We start from the raw sequence: 15,862 nt of genomic DNA, 5'->3' as shown, positions 1-15,862 counted from the left end.
CGGCCGAGGGGCAGCCCGCGCCACCGCACCCGCGTATAGGGCTCCAGGACGGTGTCGAGGCGCAGCCCCTCGCGCACCGCGTCGCGCACGGGAGCGGTCGCCAGGACCTCCACGCCGTCGCGGGCCTCGCGGAGCCGGGCGAGGCCGAGGGTGTGGTCGAGCTCGGCGTCGGTGAGGACGACCCCGGCGACGGGGCTGCGTCGCGCGTCCGGTCCCGCGCCGGGGTGCAGCGCGGGGGCGGCCTCGATCTGGTCGCCGATGTCGGGGGTGGCGTTGACCAGGTACCACTGGCCCTCACCCGCGTGGACGGCGAGCGCGGCGTGCCGACGGCGGCGCTCCGGGTGGGCGCGCGCACCGGCGCACCCGGGGCACGCGCAGTTCCACTGGGGCAGCCCGCCGCCGGCGGCGGTGCCGAGCACCTGCAGCAGCATGACGGCGCGTCTACCGGTCGGCGAGACGGTAGCCGGTGACTTCGAGCGCGGTGTCGACGATCGCGTACTCGGGGGTCTGCCAGCCCGTCGCGCTGTCGTCGGCGCGGCGCGTCGGCTCGTGGGTGGCCTTCTCCTGATCAGTGCTGTGCCCGTGCATGTGCGTGGCGCCGCCTTTCCTGAAGAGGTGGGGTTTCAGGAACAAACCACAGGGACGCGGGGCAACCCATGTGCTTGTAGCGTTCATATAGGTGTCCCGGGTTCAGTGATGTGCAATAGAGTCCCGGCATGACGGGACACCGTCAATGGTCCGGACCGATCCCGCGTCCACACCGCTCCGAAATCCGGCCATTCAGGAATGCGGCACGGCCACTGATCGTTGACCATGGGCAGAGACACCCGACGACTTAAGGACCGAGAGCTCGTGAGCAAGGTTCCCCCGATCACCCTCAACAACGGCGTCGAGATGCCCCAGCTCGGATTCGGCGTCTGGCAGGTTCCGGACGACGAGGCCCGGACGGCCGTCGCGACGGCGCTGGAGGCCGGGTACCGCAGCATCGACACCGCCGCCGTCTACGGCAACGAAGAAGGCACGGGCAAGGCCATCGCCTCTTCCGGCGTCGCCCGTGAGGACCTGTTCGTCACGACGAAGCTCTGGAACAGCGACCAGGGCTACGACGCGACCCTGCGCGGCTTCGACACCTCACTGCAGAAGCTGGGCCTCGACTACGTGGATCTGTACCTGATCCACTGGCCCGTGCCCTCCAAGGATGCGTACGTCGACACGTACAAGGCCTTCGAGAAGATCCACGCCGACGGCCGCGCCAAGGCCATCGGCGTATCGAACTTCCTGCCCGCCCACCTGGAGCGGCTGCTCGGCGAGACGTCGATCGTCCCGGCCGTCAACCAGATCGAGCTGCACCCGCATCTGCAGCAGCACGTCTCGCGCGAGTTCCACGCCGAGCAGGGCATCGCCACGGAGGCGTGGTCGCCGCTCGGCTCGGGCAGGGGCCTCCTGGAGGTCCCGGCGCTCATCGCCATCGCCCAGAAGCACGGCCGCTCCCCCGCGCAGATCGCCCTTCGCTGGCACATCCAGCTGGGCAACATCGTGATCCCGAAGTCCGTGACGCCGTCGCGGATCAAGGAGAACATCGACGTCTTCGGCTTCGAGCTCGACCCCGAGGACATGGCGGCGATCTCGGCGCTGAACGAGGACCGGCGGATCGGTCCGGACCCGGCGACGTTCGACGTGGCCTGAGCCTCCGTCAGGCCGGTGAGCCGCCTCCCCCGACCGTTCGAGGCCGGGGGAGGCGGCTCATCTGTTTCATGTCCGCGGCTCTTCGCCCCGCACTTCCCGCCGCGACCACGTCAGCTTGACGGTCAGATGCCCCTCCGTCGCCGTTCTGGCGATGACCGCCCCGGCCTCCGCGCTGAACTTGACGCCGAACTCCAGCTCGATCGCGTCGGGGTCCAGCGCCCGGTCCCGGAAGGTCCGCAGCGCCGACATCGCGGCGCCGCGCACATTGTTCAGCGCCGACTCGAAGCGGCCCTCGACCTCGTGGATCCCGCCCGCGTCGCCGCGCCGCGACACCGACCGGAACCCGGGGTCCCGGGAGTCCACCTCGACCACGACGGGCCCCTCGTCGGACTCCCACCTGATCAGCTCGTTCACACGCGTCGTCCCCCTCGCTCGGCAGGTGCCGGGCCCGGCGGTCCCGCACCCTCCCGAACGTACGTCAACATGCCTTGGGAGAAAGGCGTGTTGACGGAACATCATCTGGACGGGGCGCCGCGTACGCCCTTACGCGTCCTTCACCGCCACGTACACGGTCTGCGCCGACAGCACGAACAGGTCGGGACGCCGGTACAGGCTCTGCGGGTCGTCCTGGTCAAGGAGGCGGTCGAAGGTGGCGACGTCGTCCGGGGCGAGGCGTTTTGCCTGCATCTCGCGGCGGCGGGTGAACTCCGTGACCACGTGGGCGCGGGCGTCCTCCGAGAGCGGCGCGGGCAGGTCGAGGAGGAAGCTGCGGGTGGCCACGTGGCGCAGGCCTGCGGCGGCGAGGAGGGCGGGCCAGTCCTCCGTGGCGCTCTGCGAGCCGTCGAGCCCGTCGCGCATCCCGGCGAACCACTCCTCGTCGGCCGCCTCCAGCCGGGACGCCAGGCCGGGGCGGCCGAAGCCGATGTCGCGGGGCAGGTAGCGGGCGCTCAGGCCGCCCTCCAGGAGGGCGATGGCGCCGCCGGGGGCCAGCCGCCCGGCGAGGGCGGAGAGAGCGGCGCCCTGGTCACCGACGTGGTGCAGGGACCTGCACAGCCACAGGAGGTCCGCCTCGGGCACGTCGTCGATGTCGTCGGGCAGCGCGGCGCGCACCGTGTCGAAGCGGTCGGTCAGGCCTTCGGCCGTCGCCCGGTCGCGGGCGCGCTCCAGAAGGGCTTCCTCGGGGTCCGCCGCGACGATCCGCGCCTTGGGGAACGACTCGGCCAGCGAGAAGGAGACGGCGCCGGGGCCGCTGCCGACGTCGACGACCACGCCGGGCTCCGGGACCCAGCGGCCGAGCCAGTCGGCCACCTCGCGGTACATCGGCGCGGCGACGCGGGCGTAGCGCTCCAGCATGGCGCCCATGGCGGCCCAGTCCATGTCTCCGTCGTGCCCGTGCCCATGCCCGTGGCCGTGTCCGTGTCCCTGCCCGTGCTGGTGCTGGTCCTGATGCCCCATGATCTCGTGCCGCCTTCCGGTTCCGCCCTCGCATATGGACGGGACCAGCCTGCTCCCGATTTCCGGTTTCCGGCGAATCAAGTTGCCACTACCGCAAAAGACGGTCCCGTTTCCGGTACGCGCGCAGGTTGAACTGCGGATCGGGGCGCCGCACGTCCTGGTCCGGCAGGGCGGCGAGCCCCGCGGCGAACCGCGCGGCCAGCGGCCCGTCGGGCGCGATCTGGGTGAACCAGCCGCGCCCCAGGTCGTCGACCGTGGAGCGGGGCGAGCGGCCCTGACCGTGGCCGCGGAACCGGGCCCGCCCCGTCGGCGCGAGCCCGTGCTCGGCGGCGTACGCGTCGACGGCCTCGACCCGGTCGACGGCGGGCAGCACCGGGCGCGGCGCGAGCACGGCGTCGATGTCGCTGCGCACGTCGTGGGAGGCGGCCTTGTCCACGGTGGTGACGTAGACCCCGCCGGGCTTGAGCACCCGCGCGCACTCGGCGACGACCGCCGACGTCTCCTCGGGGCCGGACAGCAGATGCAGCAGCCAGACGCTGGTCACCGCGTCGAACGAGCCGTCGGGAAAGGGGAGTCGGCGGCTGTCGCCGAGGACGACGGCGCCCGGCACGCGGTCCGCGGCCAGCCGGGCCATGCGGTACGCGGCGTCCACGCCGGTCACCCGCAGCCCTTGGCGCGCGGCGAGGCACCGGGTGACCAGGCCGGTCCCGCAGGCGACGTCGAGGAGGGCGGCCGCGTCGGCGGGGACCAGGCCGAGGACCGCGTCAGCGGCGGCGGCAGCGCGGGGCTCACCACCGCGCGAGGCGTCGTACCGGTCGGCTTCCTTGCTGTAGTCCAGCATCGACCGTCATTCCACGCCGTGCGAGGCGGCCAACTGCTCGACCTTGTGGGCCAGTTCGAAGTCCAGCCCGGTGAGGGCGCCGCCCGCGCTGTGCGTGTTCACGGCCAACGCGACGGTGTTGTAGCCGAGGGTCAGCTCGCTGTGGTGGCCGAGCTCCTCCTGGGTCCGCGCGATGTGGACGACCAGGCCGGTCGCGGCGAAGTGCGAGGCGAGCCGGTAGGAACGGGTGAGCTTGCCGCCGTCCAGGGACCAGCCGGGCAGCTCGGCGAGACGGTCCTCGATCTCTTTCTGAGAGAGCGGTTCGGGAGTCACGGGCCACGCTCCTTACACAGAGTCGGTCTTCGGCTCACCCTGCCACAAATTGTTTCGATTACCTTCTACGTATGACAAGCGCCGAGCCCGCCAAGGGGAGCACCCGAGGCAAGGCCAAGGGGAAGACCCACGAGAACGCCGCCACCGGAGTGGGGCCGCTGCTGCGGGGCTGGCGCGAGCGGCGCCGGGTGAGCCAGCTGGAGCTGGCCCTGCGGGCCGACTCCTCCGCGCGGCACATCAGCTTCGTCGAGACGGGCAGGTCGCGGCCGAGCGAGGAGTTCCTGCTGCGTCTCGCCGACCATCTCGACGTGCCGGTGCGGGACCGCAACTCGCTTCTCCTGGCGGCCGGTTACGCGCCCCGCTTCCGCGAGACCCCGCTGGACGACCCCACCATGGGCACGCTGCGCGAGGGCCTCGAACAGCTCCTGGCGGGTTACGAGCCCTACCCGGCCCTGGTCGTCGACGCGAGCTACGACGTGATCGCGGCGAACCGCGGCATCATGATGATGCTCGACGGTATTCCGGAGCACGTCTTCACGGAGCCGATGAACGCGATGCGGCTGACGCTCCACCCGGAGGGACTGGCTCCCCGGATCCGCAATCTCCGGGAGTGGCGGGGGCATCTGCTGCACCAGATGGAGCGGCAGATCGCGCTGCAGCGTTCGGACGCGCTGCGGGCGGTGTACGAGGAGGTGGCGGCGTACCCGCTGGCGGACCCCGGGGAGGACGCCTTCGAGGCGGGCGCGGAGGTCCCCTATTTCGCGCTGCCCCTGCGATTCGAACACGACGGGCACGTGCTGTCCTTCGTCTCGTCGATCTCGACGTTCAACACCCCGATGGACGTGACGGTCGCCGAGCTGGCCATCGAGACACTGCTCCCGGCCGACCCGGCGACGTCGAAGTACCTCCATGCGCACGTCTCCTAGCCGCGGGCCCTCAGCTCCCGCAGGGCCGCGTACTGCACCACGGCGAAGCCGCCCACGACCACGGCCTGGAGCGGGATCCACACCGCTCCGGCCGTACTGGGCGAGAGCCAGGCGACGAGCGCGACGACACTGAGCACCGTCCAGACGACGTTCACCTCGACGACCGCCTGCACGGCGACCGCGGGAGGACTCTTGCGGGCGGCGAGAAGCCCGACGCCCACGCCGTACAGGACGAGCCCGACACCGAGCCCGAGCAGCACCCCGGAATCAACACCGAGGAACCTCCCCAGCGGCCCCGAGGCGGCGGCGTACGCGACCCCGTTGCCGCCGGTCACGACCGCATCGAGACCGAGGAAGCGGCGCAGCATCGTCCTGGGGTCGGTGGTACGGGCCAGAGCGGTGAGCGGGTACGTGGACGTAGCCATGACGATCTGCCTCCAAGCGGCTTCGGGGAGCGGTACAGGTCCCGGGTCCGGTCCGGAGTGCGCCGGACCGGACCCGTTGCCCTCACTCTGCCGAGCCTGCGCCGGGTGGTCGATTACTCCCCGGGTAATGCGGGGAGCCACCTCCCCCGCTCAGTGGCCGCTCAGTCGATGCAGAACTCGTTGCCCTCGATGTCCAGCATCGGGATGCACGACTCGTTCTCCTCGTCGGCGTAGAGCGTCTGCACGTGGGTCGCGCCGAGCGCGACCAGGCGTGCGCACTCCGCTTCCAGCGTGGCGAGGCGCTCGGCGCCGACGAGTCCGGTGCCGACCCGGACGTCGAGATGTACGCGGTTCTTGGCGGTCTTTCCCTCGGGGACGCGCTGGAAGTACAGGCGCGGGCCCACGCCTGAGGGGTCGCTGCAGGCGAACCAGGAATCCCGCTGCTCAGGGGGCAGGGTGCGGTTGAGATCGTCCCAGGTGGCGAACCCCTCCGGTGGCGGCGGTACCACGTACCCCAACACCTCGCACCAGAAGCGGGCCAGACGCTCCGGTTCTGCGCAGTCAAAGGTGACTTGGAACTTCTTGATCGTTGACATTGACGCACCGTAGCGGGTGTTTCCCGTTTCCCGGCGGAATGGGCGACAGGCACCTGCTGGGCCACCGGCCGCCCCTGCCCCACGCTGGGAAACCGGGCAGCCGCCCGGCATCCCATGCCCCATGAAGGAGTGCGTCATGTCCGTACGGACCACCCTGCGCAAGAACAAGAACCTGCTGTCGGCGGGGCTGGCCAGCCTCGCGGTGCTGGCGGTCGTCCCGCCGGGGGCCTCCGGTGCCGCCCCCGCGCCGCAAGCAGAGGCCCACAACCGGGCCCGGCACTGCATCACCGTGCTGGAGAAGCCGGCGCCCGGAGAGCGCACCTCGCGCGTCGCTGAGCGCAAGTGCACCCGCGAAGGCGAGTCCCTGGCGCAGCTGCGCGGCCGGATGGCCCCCCGCGAGCTGCTGGTGAAGTACTGGGACGGCACCTACTTCGACGGGGACAGCGACGAGATCCGCGGCCGCGACGGCGGGTGCGACGCCGGCGGTTACGGCGTTCCGGACATGGGTGCCTTCAAGAACAGGGTGTCCTCGTTCCGTACCTTCGGCACCTGCAACAGCGTCCAGCTCTTCGACAACCCGTCCTACGACGGGGCGCAGAAGACGTTCGAGCCGCCGCAGTGGAATCCCGTCCAGGGCACCAACGGGCTCCACCCCTTCGACAACCGCGCCGACTCTCTCTGGCTCAGGGCGGTGTGACCGCGGCGGGCGGCCTTCGGCGGGTCCTGGGGGGGGCGTCCGCCGGTCATTGCGCACCCGTACGGCCGATTTCGACGGGTGCGCGGCCGTTGCCGCACCTAGGTTCGAAAGGAGGCAGACCTAGGGAGCTCCACGGTGACTGAGACGACCGAGCCCGCCGCCGCCCTGCTGCGGGCGGGGAAGTTCTTCCGACGCGGCACCGCCGCCCCCGACCTGCACAGCGTCCGGCTGACCGGGGGGCGGGACGCCGACGCGTTCTACCGGGACCGCTGGAGCCACGACAAGGTCGTGTATTCGACGCACGGCGTGAACTGCACGGGATCGTGCCGCTGGAAGGTGTACGTCAAGGACGGCATCATCACTTGGGAGACGCAGGCCACGGACTATCCGAGCGTCGGCCCGGACCGCCCCGAGTACGAACCGCGCGGCTGCCCCCGCGGCGCCGCGTTCTCCTGGTACACGTACTCCCCCACCCGCGTCCGCTACCCGTACCTGCGCGGCGTCCTCCTGGAGATGTACCGGGAGGCGAAGGCGCGGCTCAAGGACCCGGTGCTCGCCTGGGCCGACATCCAGGGCGACCCGGAGCGCCGTCGGACGTACCAACAGGCGCGCGGCAAGGGCGGGTTGGTGCGGGCGAGCTGGGACGAGGCCGTGGAGATCATCGCGGCCGCGCACGTCCACACGATCAGGACCGTCGGCCCCGACCGCGTCGCGGGCTTCTCCCCCATCCCCGCGATGTCGATGGTGTCGCACGCCGCCGGCGCCCGCTTCATGAGCCTCATCGGCGCCCCGATGCTCTCCTTCTACGACTGGTACGCGGATCTTCCGGTGGCCTCTCCGCAGGTGTTCGGCGACCAGACCGACGTACCGGAGTCGGGTGACTGGTGGGACGCCGCGTATCTGATGATGTGGGGCTCCAATGTGCCGGTGACGCGGACCCCGGACGCGCACTGGATGGCGGAGGCCCGCTACCGCGGCCAGAAGGTCGTGGTCGTGGCGCCCGACTACGCCGACAACGCCAAGTTCGCCGACGAGTGGCTGCACCCCCACCCGGGCACGGACGGGGCGCTGGCCCTCGCGATGGGGCATGTGATTCTCAAGGAGTTCTTCGTCGACCGGCAGACGGAGTTCTTCGGCGACTACGTACGCAGGTTCACCGATCTGCCGTTCCTGGTGACGCTCACCGAGCGGGACGGCGCGTACGTGCCCTCGAAGTTCCTGCGCGCCTCCGACCTCGGCGAGGACGGCGAGGGCGGCGACTGGAAGACGGCGGTGCTCGACGAGAACACCGGGCAGCCCGCCGTCCCGAACGGCTCCCTGGGCTTCCGCTGGACCGAGTCGGGCAAGGGCAGGTGGAACCTGGAGCTCGGCGACATCAAGCCGCTCCTGACGCTGCAGGGCGCGGGCATCGCGGCGGGCGTGGAGGTGCTGCTCCCCCGGTTCGACACCGAGGGCGGCACGCACGGCCAGGGCCGCGGCGAGGTCGTGCGGCGCGGGGTGCCCGCCACCCGGCTCGGCGGGCAGGACGGGCCGCTGGTCACGACGGTCTTCGATCTGCTGCTCGCGCAGTACGGCGTCGGGCGCGAGGGGCTGCCGGGCTCGTGGCCCGCCTCGTACGACGACGCGGACACGCCCGGCACCCCGGCCTGGCAGGAGGTCCACACCTCCGTGCCCGCCGCCAAGTGCGTCAAGATCGCCCGGGAGTTCGCCGCGACCGCCGAGAAGTCGCGCGGGCGCTGCATGATCCTGATGGGCGCGGGGACCAACCACTGGTTCCACTCCGAGACGATCTACCGCTCCTTCCTCGCGCTGCTCCAGCTCACCGGCTGCCAGGGCCGCAACGGCGGCGGCTGGGCGCACTACGTCGGCCAGGAGAAGTGCCGCCCGGCCACCGGCTGGGCGACCCTCGCGAGCGCCAACGACTGGAGCAGACCGCCGCGCCAGATGATCGGGGCCGCCTACTGGTTCCTCAACACCGACCAGTGGCGCTACGACAAGTTCGCGGCGGACGTGCTCTCCTCGCCGCTCGGCGAGGGCCGCTTCGCGGGGATGACGGGCGCCGACTGTCTCGCGCTGTCGGCCCGTACCGGCTGGATGCCGTCGTATCCGACCTTCGACCGCAACTCCCTCGCGCTGGGGGAGACCGCGGGCGACCCGGTGGCCAACGTCGTCGACGAACTCAAGGCGGGCACGCTCAAGTTCGCCTGCGAGGATCCCGACGCCCCGGAGAACTGGCCGCGCGTGCTCACCCTGTGGCGGGCCAACCTCCTCGGCTCGTCCGCGAAGGGCGCCGAGTACTTCACCAAGCACCTGCTCGGCACGCACGCGTCGCTGCGGGCGGAGGAGGCGGCCCCGGACGAGCGGCCCAGCACCGTCACCTGGCGGGACGAGGCGCCCGAGGGCAAGCTCGACCTGCTCGTCTCGCTCGACTTCCGGCAGACGTCGTCGACGCTGCTGTCCGACGTGGTGCTGCCCGCCGCCACCTGGTACGAGAAGCACGACCTGTCGACCACGGACATGCACCCCTACGTGCACTCGTTCACCCCGGCCGTCGACCCGCCCTGGCAGGCCCGCACCGACTTCGACACCTTCCGCGCCATCGCCGACCGGCTCAGCGAGCTGGCGGTGGACCACCTGGGCGTGCGCAAGGACGTCGTCGCCACCGCGCTCCAGCACGACACCCCGGGCGAGACCGCGCAGCCCGGCGGCGTCGTCCTCGACTGGCGCAAGGGCGAGTGCGAGCCGGTGCCGGGCAGGACGATGCCGAACCTCTCGGTCGTGGAGCGCGACTACACCGCGATCGGCGCGAAGTTCGCCGCGCTCGGCCCGCTCGTGGAGCAGCTGGGGCTCCCGGCGAAGGGCATCGCGCTCCACCCCGACCAGGAGGTCGACGAGCTGCGCGAGCGCAACGGCGTGGTGCGCGGCGGGCCCGCGGACGGGCGCCCCGCCCTGGACACGGCGGTGAAGGCCGCCAACACCATCCTCGCGCTGTCCGGCACGACCAACGGCCGCCTGGCCACCCAGGGCTTCCACACCCTGGAGGCGCGCACCGGCCAGGAGATGGCGCACCTGGCCGCCGAGCACGAGGGCAAGCGCATCACGTACGCCGACACGCAGGCCGCGCCCGTCCCGGTGATCACCTCGCCGGAGTGGAGCGGCAGCGAGTCCGGCGGCCGCAGGTACACGGCGTTCACGCTCAACACCGAGCACCTCAAGCCGTGGCACACGCTCACCGGGCGCCAGCACTTCTTCATCGACCACGACTGGATGCACGAGCTGGGCGAGGCGATGCCCGTCTACCGGCCGCCGCTGGACATGAACCGTCTCTTCGGTGAGCCACGGCTCGGCCCCGACGGCGAGCGCGAGGTGACGGTCCGATACCTCACCCCGCACAACAAGTGGTCGATCCACTCCGAGTACCAGGACAATCTCTTCATGCTGTCCCTCTCCCGCGGCGGCCAGTGCATCTGGATGGCGCCGCAGGACGCGGACGCGATCGGCGTGAAGGACAACGACTGGATCGAGGCGGTCAACCGGAACGGCGTGGTGGTGGCGCGGGCGATCGTCTCGCACCGCATGCCGGCCGGCACCGTCTTCATGCACCACGCGCAGGAACGCACGGTCAACGTCCCCAAGACGGAGACCACCGGCAAGCGCGGCGGCATTCACAACTCGCTGACCCGCCTCATCCTCAAGCCGTCCCATCTCATCGGCGGCTACGCCCAGTTGTCGTGGGCGTTCAACTACCTCGGCCCGACGGGAAACCAGCGCGACGAGGTGACGGTCATCCGCCGCCGCGACCAGGAGGTCACCTACTGATGCGCGTCATGGCACAGATCGCGATGGTGATGAACCTCGACAAGTGCATCGGGTGCCACACCTGCTCGGTCACCTGCAAACAGGCGTGGACCAACCGCGACGGCATGGAGTACGTCTGGTTCAACAACGTCGAGACCCGCCCCGGCCAGGGCTATCCGCGTCGCTACGAGGACCAGGAGAAGTGGCGCGGCGGCTGGGAGCTGAACAAGCGGGGCGCCCTGAGGCTGAAGAACGGCGGCCGCATCAAGTCGCTCCTGGAGATCTTCTCCAACCCCAAGCTCCCGGAGATCAAGGACTACTACGAGCCCTGGACGTACGAGTACCGCAATCTCACCGACGCCCCGCTGGGCGACGACTTCCCGGTCGCCGAGCCCCGCTCGCTGATCAGCGGCAAGCCCATGAAGATCGAGTGGTCGTCGAACTGGGACGACAACCTGGGCGGCGCCACGGAGCACGGCGACCTCGACCCGATGGTCGCCAGGACCCGCCAACAGGCTGCGGACAAGGTCCAGTTCGCCTTCGAGCAGACCTTCATGTTCTATCTGCCGCGCATCTGCGAGCACTGCCTCAACCCGGCGTGCGTGGCGTCCTGCCCGTCCGGCGCGATGTACAAACGGTCGGAGGACGGCATCGTCCTCGTCGACCAGGACCAGTGCCGCGGCTGGCGCAAGTGCGTGACGGGCTGCCCGTACAAGAAGGTGTACTTCAACCACCGCACCGGCAAGGCCGAGAAGTGCACGATGTGCTACCCGCGCGTCGAGGTGGGCCTGCCGACCGTCTGCTCGGAGACGTGCGTGGGCCGGCTGCGCTACCTCGGAGTGATCCTGTACGACGCCGACAGGGTGACGGCCGCGGCCTCCGAGCCCGACGAACACAGGCTGTACGAAGCCCAGTTGGGCGTCTTCCTCGATCCCGACGACCCCGAGGTGCGGCGCGCGGCCGAACGGGACGGGATCTCGCACGACTGGATCGAGGCGGCACGCCGCTCCCCCGTGCACGCACTGATCAGCAAGTACAAGGTGGCGCTGCCGCTGCACCCGGAGTACCGCACCATGCCGATGGTCTGGTACATCCCGCCGCTCTCGCCGGTGGTGGACGCGCTCACGGAGACCGGCCACGACGGCGAGGACCTCGGCAACCTGTTCGGCGCCATCGACACGCTGCGCATCCCGCTCGAGTACCTCGCGGAGATCTTCACCGCCGGGGACGTCGGTCCCGTACGGTCCTCGCTGGAGAAGCTGGCGGCGATGCGGGCCCATATGCGGGCCATCAACCTCGGTGACGCGCCGGACGGTTCGACCGCCGAGTCGGTGGGCATGTCGGGCCGGGAGATCGAGGAGATGTACCGGCTGCTGGCCATCGCCAAGTACGAGGACCGGTACGTCATCCCGACCGCCGCCGTCGCCGACGCCCGGCGCCTGGAGGAGTCGGCGCTCCCCGACTCGTGCAGCCTCGACTACGAGGGCGGCCCGGGGATGGGCGCCGACGGCCCGTTCGGACAGGACTCCGGCCGCAAGCAGCTGCCGCTGGTCACCATCGAGAACTTCCACACGCTGCGGGCCCGGCAGACCGCCGACGAGGAGCCCAGCGCGGTCGACAAGGCCCACGCGGCGAAGGAGGACGACAAGTGAAGCGGCACGCGGTGCTGTACCAGGCGGCGGCGCTCTGCCTGGCCTATCCCGACGACGAGTTCCACGAGCGGCTGCCGCTGCTGCGGGCGGCCGCCCCGGCCGGTCTCGACGGTTTCCTCGCCCACGCCGGGAGCACCGACCCGCGCGAGCTCGCCGCGCACTACGTCCGGGTCTTCGACTTCAAGAACCGCCACAGCCTGTACCTGAGCTGGTGGCGGGACGGCGACACGCGGCGGCGCGGCATGGCCCTGGTCCGCTTCAAGGAGATCTACCGTGAGCACGGCCTGGAGTTCACCGGCGAGGAACTGCCGGACTTCCTGCCCGCGGTCCTGGAGTTCTCCGCGCACGCGGGCCCGGTGCTCCTGGAGGAACACCGCAGCGGCCTGGAGCTGCTGCGGATCGCGCTGACCGACTTCGGCACCCCGTACGCGGCGGTCATGGACGCGGTGTGCGCGACGCTGCCGGGCCCCTCGCCCAAGGACCGCGCGGAGGCGCAGGCCCTCGCCCGCTCCGGGCCGCCGCGCGAGGACGTCGGACTCCAACCCTTCGCACTCATCGGGGAGCACTCCTCATGAAGACGCTGCTGTGGGGCGTGCTCCCCTACCTCGCGTTCGTCCTGCTGGTCGCGGGCATCATCTGGCGCTACCGCTACGACAAGTTCGGCTGGACGACCCGCTCCTCGCAGGTCTACGAGTCCAAGCTGCTCAACATCGCGTCGCCGATGTTCCACTACGGCATCCTCTTCGTGCTCGTCGGCCATCTCGTCGGGCTCTTCCTGCCGGAGTCGTGGACCGACAAGGTGGGTCTGACCGAGCACACGTACCACCTGTTCTCGCTGTACGGCGGCACGGCTGCCGGTGTGCTTCTCGTCCTCGGCATCCTGCTGCTGCTCTACCGCCGACGGACCAACACGCCGGTGTTCCGCGCGACGACGGCGAACGACAAGCTGATGTACCTCGTCCTGTTCGGGGCGATCGTGCTCGGCATGGTGGCCAAGCTGACCCACGCCTCCGGCGACGGCTACAACTACCGCGCGTCCATCGCCCCTTGGGCCCGCAGCCTGTTCACGCTCCAGCCCGACATCGACCGGATGGCGGGCGTCCCCGTGCTGTACGAGATCCATGCGGTGGTCGGCATGGTGCTGTTCGCCCTGGTGCCGTTCACCCGGCTGATCCACATGTTCAGCGCGCCGGTGCAGTACCTGTTCCGGCCGTACGTGGTCTACCGCAGCCGGGACCCGAAGCGGGTCGGGGCGCGGCCGGACCGGCGCGGCTGGGAGCGGACGGGTTCGTGAGCCGCCCGCTCCCATAGCGCCTACTGGGTACCGCCCTTGTCCCCGTCGCCCTTCTCCCCGGCCCGCTTGTCCTCCTCGTCCACGATCTCGGCGTCCACGACGCCCTCCTCGGCGGGGGCCTCCGTGGCCGTCTCCTGCTGGGCGCCCCCGCCGGAGTTCGCGTACATCGCCTGGCCCAGCTTCTGGCTGACCGTCGCCAGCTTCTCGGCACTGGCGCGCAGTGCCGTCGTGTCGTCCGGCCGGTTCTTGAGGACGTCCCGGACCTCGGCCGACGCGGCTTCCACCTCGTTCTTCGTGTCCACCGGCACCCGCGCCGCGTTCTCGGCGTTCTCCTGCAGGAAACGCTCCGTCTGGTAGACGAGCTGCTCGGCCTGGTTGCGGGTCTCCGCCGCCTCGCGCCGCCTGCGGTCCTCCTCCGCGTGCTCCTCGGCCTCCCGCACCATGCGGTTGATGTCGTCCTTGGGCAGCGCGGAGCCTCCGGTCACGGTCATGCGCTGCTCGCGGCCCGTGGCCTCGTCCTTCGCCGAGACGTGCATGATCCCGTTGGCGTCGATGTCGAAGGTGACCTCGATCTTGGGGACGCCGCGCGGGGCGGGCGGCAGCCCGGTCAGGTCGAAGACGCCGAGCTTCTTGTTGTACGCGGCGATCTCCCGCTCGCCCTGGAAGACCTGGATGCCGACCGAGGGCTGGTTGTCCTCTGCGGTGGAGAAGGTCTCCGAACGCCGGGTGGGGATCGTGGTGTTGCGCTCGATGAGCTTGGTCATGATGCCGCCCTTGGTCTCGATGCCGAGGGAGAGCGGTGTCACGTCGAGCAGGAGCACGTCCTTCACGTCGCCGCGGATGACCCCGGCCTGCAGCGCCGCGCCGAGCGCCACCACTTCGTCGGGGTTGACGCCCTTGTGCGGATCCTTGCCGGTGAGCTCCCTGACCAGCTCCGTCACCGCGGGCATCCGGGTGGAGCCGCCCACGAGGATCACGTGGTCCACGGCGGAGAGTTTGACTCCCGCGTCCTTCACCGCCTGGTGGAAGGGCTCCTTGCAGCGGTCGAGCAGGTCCGCGGTCAGCTCCTGGAACTGGGCGCGCGTCAGCTTCTCGGCGAGGTGCAGCGGGCCCTCCGCCGATGCCGTGATGTAGGGCAGGTTGACGTCGGTCTCGCTCGACGAGGACAGCTCGATCTTCGCCTTCTCGGCGCCCTCGCGCAGGCGCTGGAGCGCCATCTTGTCCTTGCCGAGGTCCACGCCGTGCCCGTTCTTGAACTGCCGCACCAGGTGCTCGACGATCCGCTGGTCCCAGTCGTCGCCGCCCAGCTGCGTGTCGCCGTTGGTGGCCTTCACCTCGATGACGCCCTCGCCCATCTCCAGGAGCGAGACGTCGAAGGTGCCGCCGCCGAGGTCGAAGACGAGGACGGTCTGGTCGTCGCCCTTGTCCAGGCCGTACGCCAGGGCCGCCGCCGTCGGCTCGTTGACGATGCGCAGGACGTTGAGCCCCGCGATCTCGCCGGCCTCCTTGGTGGCCTGGCGCTGGGTGTCGTCGAAGTACGCGGGCACGGTGACCACCGCGTCGGTGACGTCCTCGCCCAGATAGGACTCGGCGTCGCGCTTGAGCTTCTGCAGCACGCGCGCGGAGAGCTCCTGCGCGGTGTAGCGGGTGCCGTCCACGGAGCCGCTCTCCGGGAAGCGCCAATTCCCCTCGCCCATATGGCGTTTGACGGAGCGCGCGGTGCGCTCCACGTTGGTGACCGCCTGCCGCTTGGCGACCTCGCCCACCAGGACGTCGCCGCTCTTCGCGAAGGCGACGACGGAGGGGGTGGTGCGCGCGCCCTCCGAGTTGGCGACGACGACGGGTTCACCGCCCTCCAGCACGGCCACCACTGAGTTCGTCGTCCCGAGATCGATCCCGACCGCACGTGCCATGGTCCAGTCCCTTCCGCCGCGAGCTCACGCCCCCCGTTTCCCGGTCTACTCCGCTCTCCATCACAAAACTTGAGCGGGCCGTTGTCAATGCCGCACACGGCAATGCCGCCACCCCGACAGGGATGACGGCATTGTCAACAGGCTTCGTGTCAGGCCAGCTTGGCCGAAAGAGTGATGGTCGTGCCGGACAGGGCCTGGCTCACCGGGCAGCCCGCCTTGGCGGCCTCGGCCGCCTCGACGAAGGCGGCCTCGTCGATACCGGGCACG

At 70.6% G+C, this 15,862-nt stretch carries 16 protein-coding genes and 1 pseudogene; 7 read left to right on the top strand and 10 right to left on the bottom strand.

Translation table 11 applies throughout. The features are described 5' to 3' along the window. Together AOK03_RS33570 and pqqA are read right to left on the bottom strand one after the other, a co-directional pair. The coding region (locus AOK03_RS33570) for an MBL fold metallo-hydrolase (protein WP_244177852.1) at positions 1 to 431 on the bottom strand (431 nt) is incomplete at its 3' end. A 10-nt stretch (positions 432 to 441) separates the two neighbouring features. Beyond that, positions 442 to 588 carry a pyrroloquinoline quinone precursor peptide PqqA gene (gene pqqA / locus AOK03_RS40360; protein ID WP_063792637.1) on the bottom strand — a complete coding sequence of 49 codons (147 nt, stop codon included), beginning with the start codon at positions 586 to 588 and terminating at the stop codon, positions 442 to 444. A 306-nt stretch (positions 589 to 894) separates the two neighbouring features. On the opposite strand from pqqA, the gene AOK03_RS33565 reads away from it, so the two are divergent. After that, positions 895 to 1,686 (top strand): aldo/keto reductase, encoded by a 792-nt coding sequence (locus AOK03_RS33565; RefSeq protein WP_425264435.1) that lies wholly within the window; start codon positions 895 to 897, stop codon positions 1,684 to 1,686. A 66-nt stretch (positions 1,687 to 1,752) separates the two neighbouring features. Here the strand turns inward: AOK03_RS33565 and AOK03_RS33560 are convergent, their stop codons facing one another. The 4 genes from AOK03_RS33560 to AOK03_RS33545 all read right to left on the bottom strand — a co-directional run bounded on the left by AOK03_RS33560 (position 1,753) and on the right by AOK03_RS33545 (position 4,294). Further along, positions 1,753 to 2,100, bottom strand: a complete 348-nt coding sequence (locus tag AOK03_RS33560) for a CU044_2847 family protein (RefSeq protein ID WP_055569158.1) — start codon at positions 2,098 to 2,100, stop codon at positions 1,753 to 1,755. Between the two features lie 129 nt (positions 2,101 to 2,229). Further along, entirely contained in the window at positions 2,230 to 3,141 is a 912-nt protein-coding gene (locus tag AOK03_RS33555; protein WP_055569157.1) for a class I SAM-dependent methyltransferase, read from the bottom strand. An 88-nt stretch (positions 3,142 to 3,229) separates the two neighbouring features. Further along, positions 3,230 to 3,982 carry a class I SAM-dependent methyltransferase gene (locus tag AOK03_RS33550; RefSeq protein WP_055569156.1) on the bottom strand — a complete coding sequence of 251 codons (753 nt, stop codon included), beginning with the start codon at positions 3,980 to 3,982 and terminating at the stop codon, positions 3,230 to 3,232. A 6-nt stretch (positions 3,983 to 3,988) separates the two neighbouring features. Continuing rightward, the gene (locus AOK03_RS33545) at positions 3,989 to 4,294 is read right to left on the bottom strand and encodes a 4a-hydroxytetrahydrobiopterin dehydratase (RefSeq protein WP_055569155.1); all 306 of its coding nucleotides are present in this window, start codon (positions 4,292 to 4,294) and stop codon (positions 3,989 to 3,991) included. Between the two features lie 71 nt (positions 4,295 to 4,365). On the opposite strand from AOK03_RS33545, the gene AOK03_RS33540 reads away from it, so the two are divergent. Then, on the top strand, positions 4,366 to 5,220 hold the full coding sequence (locus AOK03_RS33540) for a helix-turn-helix domain-containing protein (protein ID WP_079075116.1): 855 nt from the start codon (positions 4,366 to 4,368) through the stop codon (positions 5,218 to 5,220). Here AOK03_RS33540 and AOK03_RS33535 read toward each other — a convergent pair. Beyond that, the gene (locus tag AOK03_RS33535) at positions 5,217 to 5,645 is read right to left on the bottom strand and encodes a hypothetical protein (protein ID WP_055569154.1); all 429 of its coding nucleotides are present in this window, start codon (positions 5,643 to 5,645) and stop codon (positions 5,217 to 5,219) included. The two genes, AOK03_RS33540 and AOK03_RS33535, sit on opposite strands and share 4 nt — an antisense overlap. Before the next feature lie 161 nt (positions 5,646 to 5,806). Continuing rightward, positions 5,807 to 6,241 carry a VOC family protein gene (locus AOK03_RS33530; RefSeq protein ID WP_055569153.1) on the bottom strand — a complete coding sequence of 145 codons (435 nt, stop codon included), beginning with the start codon at positions 6,239 to 6,241 and terminating at the stop codon, positions 5,807 to 5,809. 136 nt (positions 6,242 to 6,377) lie between these two features. Here AOK03_RS33530 and AOK03_RS33525 point away from each other — a divergent pair, with 136 nt between their 5' ends. The 5 genes from AOK03_RS33525 to narI all read left to right on the top strand — a co-directional run bounded on the left by AOK03_RS33525 (position 6,378) and on the right by narI (position 13,682). Then, positions 6,378 to 6,938 carry a hypothetical protein gene (locus AOK03_RS33525; RefSeq protein ID WP_055569152.1) on the top strand — a complete coding sequence of 187 codons (561 nt, stop codon included), beginning with the start codon at positions 6,378 to 6,380 and terminating at the stop codon, positions 6,936 to 6,938. Between the two features lie 135 nt (positions 6,939 to 7,073). Beyond that, on the top strand, positions 7,074 to 10,757 hold the full coding sequence (locus tag AOK03_RS33520; RefSeq protein ID WP_055569151.1) for a nitrate reductase subunit alpha: 3,684 nt from the start codon (positions 7,074 to 7,076) through the stop codon (positions 10,755 to 10,757). Continuing rightward, a complete protein-coding gene (gene narH / locus AOK03_RS33515; protein ID WP_055569150.1) occupies positions 10,757 to 12,388 on the top strand; it encodes a nitrate reductase subunit beta in 1,632 nt (543 codons plus the stop codon). The genes AOK03_RS33520 and narH overlap by 1 nt, the downstream gene beginning before the upstream one ends. Then, positions 12,385 to 12,963, top strand: coding sequence for a nitrate reductase molybdenum cofactor assembly chaperone (narJ, locus tag AOK03_RS33510; RefSeq protein ID WP_055569149.1), 579 nt, complete (start codon positions 12,385 to 12,387; stop codon positions 12,961 to 12,963). The genes narH and narJ overlap by 4 nt, the downstream gene beginning before the upstream one ends. Then, positions 12,960 to 13,682 (top strand): respiratory nitrate reductase subunit gamma, encoded by a 723-nt coding sequence (narI, locus tag AOK03_RS33505; RefSeq protein WP_055569148.1) that lies wholly within the window; start codon positions 12,960 to 12,962, stop codon positions 13,680 to 13,682. The genes narJ and narI overlap by 4 nt, the downstream gene beginning before the upstream one ends. Positions 13,683 to 13,702: 20 nt before the next feature. On the opposite strand, the gene dnaK is transcribed toward narI, so the two are convergent. Both dnaK and AOK03_RS33495 read right to left on the bottom strand, forming a co-directional pair. Beyond that, on the bottom strand, positions 13,703 to 15,595 hold the full coding sequence (dnaK, locus tag AOK03_RS33500; RefSeq protein WP_055569147.1) for a molecular chaperone DnaK: 1,893 nt from the start codon (positions 15,593 to 15,595) through the stop codon (positions 13,703 to 13,705). A gap of 149 nt (positions 15,596 to 15,744) precedes the next feature. After that, positions 15,745 to 15,862: pseudogene (locus AOK03_RS33495) on the bottom strand (peroxiredoxin); the annotation flags it as partial.

It is taken from the genome of Streptomyces atriruber (genome assembly GCF_001418325.1).
Classification (GTDB): Bacteria; Actinomycetota; Actinomycetes; order Streptomycetales; family Streptomycetaceae; genus Streptomyces; species Streptomyces atriruber.
Note: the sequence above shows the minus strand (reverse complement) of the source record. Positions and strands in the feature narration are given on the sequence as shown.

Excerpts from the sequence above, each read along its gene's own strand:
- AOK03_RS33555 (WP_055569157.1), bottom strand. The coding sequence starts at position 3,141 with ATGGGGCATCAGGACCAGCACCAGCACGGGCAGGGACACGGACACGGC.
- narH (WP_055569150.1), top strand. The coding sequence starts at position 10,757 with ATGCGCGTCATGGCACAGATCGCGATGGTGATGAACCTCGACAAGTGC.
- AOK03_RS33550 (WP_055569156.1), bottom strand. The coding sequence starts at position 3,982 with ATGCTGGACTACAGCAAGGAAGCCGACCGGTACGACGCCTCGCGCGGT.
- AOK03_RS33530 (WP_055569153.1), bottom strand. The coding sequence starts at position 6,241 with ATGTCAACGATCAAGAAGTTCCAAGTCACCTTTGACTGCGCAGAACCG.
- dnaK (WP_055569147.1), bottom strand. The coding sequence starts at position 15,595 with ATGGCACGTGCGGTCGGGATCGATCTCGGGACGACGAACTCAGTGGTG.
- narI (WP_055569148.1), top strand. The coding sequence starts at position 12,960 with ATGAAGACGCTGCTGTGGGGCGTGCTCCCCTACCTCGCGTTCGTCCTG.
- AOK03_RS33535 (WP_055569154.1), bottom strand. The coding sequence starts at position 5,645 with ATGGCTACGTCCACGTACCCGCTCACCGCTCTGGCCCGTACCACCGAC.
- AOK03_RS33525 (WP_055569152.1), top strand. The coding sequence starts at position 6,378 with ATGTCCGTACGGACCACCCTGCGCAAGAACAAGAACCTGCTGTCGGCG.
- AOK03_RS33540 (WP_079075116.1), top strand. The coding sequence starts at position 4,366 with ATGACAAGCGCCGAGCCCGCCAAGGGGAGCACCCGAGGCAAGGCCAAG.
- pqqA (WP_063792637.1), bottom strand. The coding sequence starts at position 588 with ATGCACGGGCACAGCACTGATCAGGAGAAGGCCACCCACGAGCCGACG.
- AOK03_RS33565 (WP_425264435.1), top strand. The coding sequence starts at position 895 with ATGCCCCAGCTCGGATTCGGCGTCTGGCAGGTTCCGGACGACGAGGCC.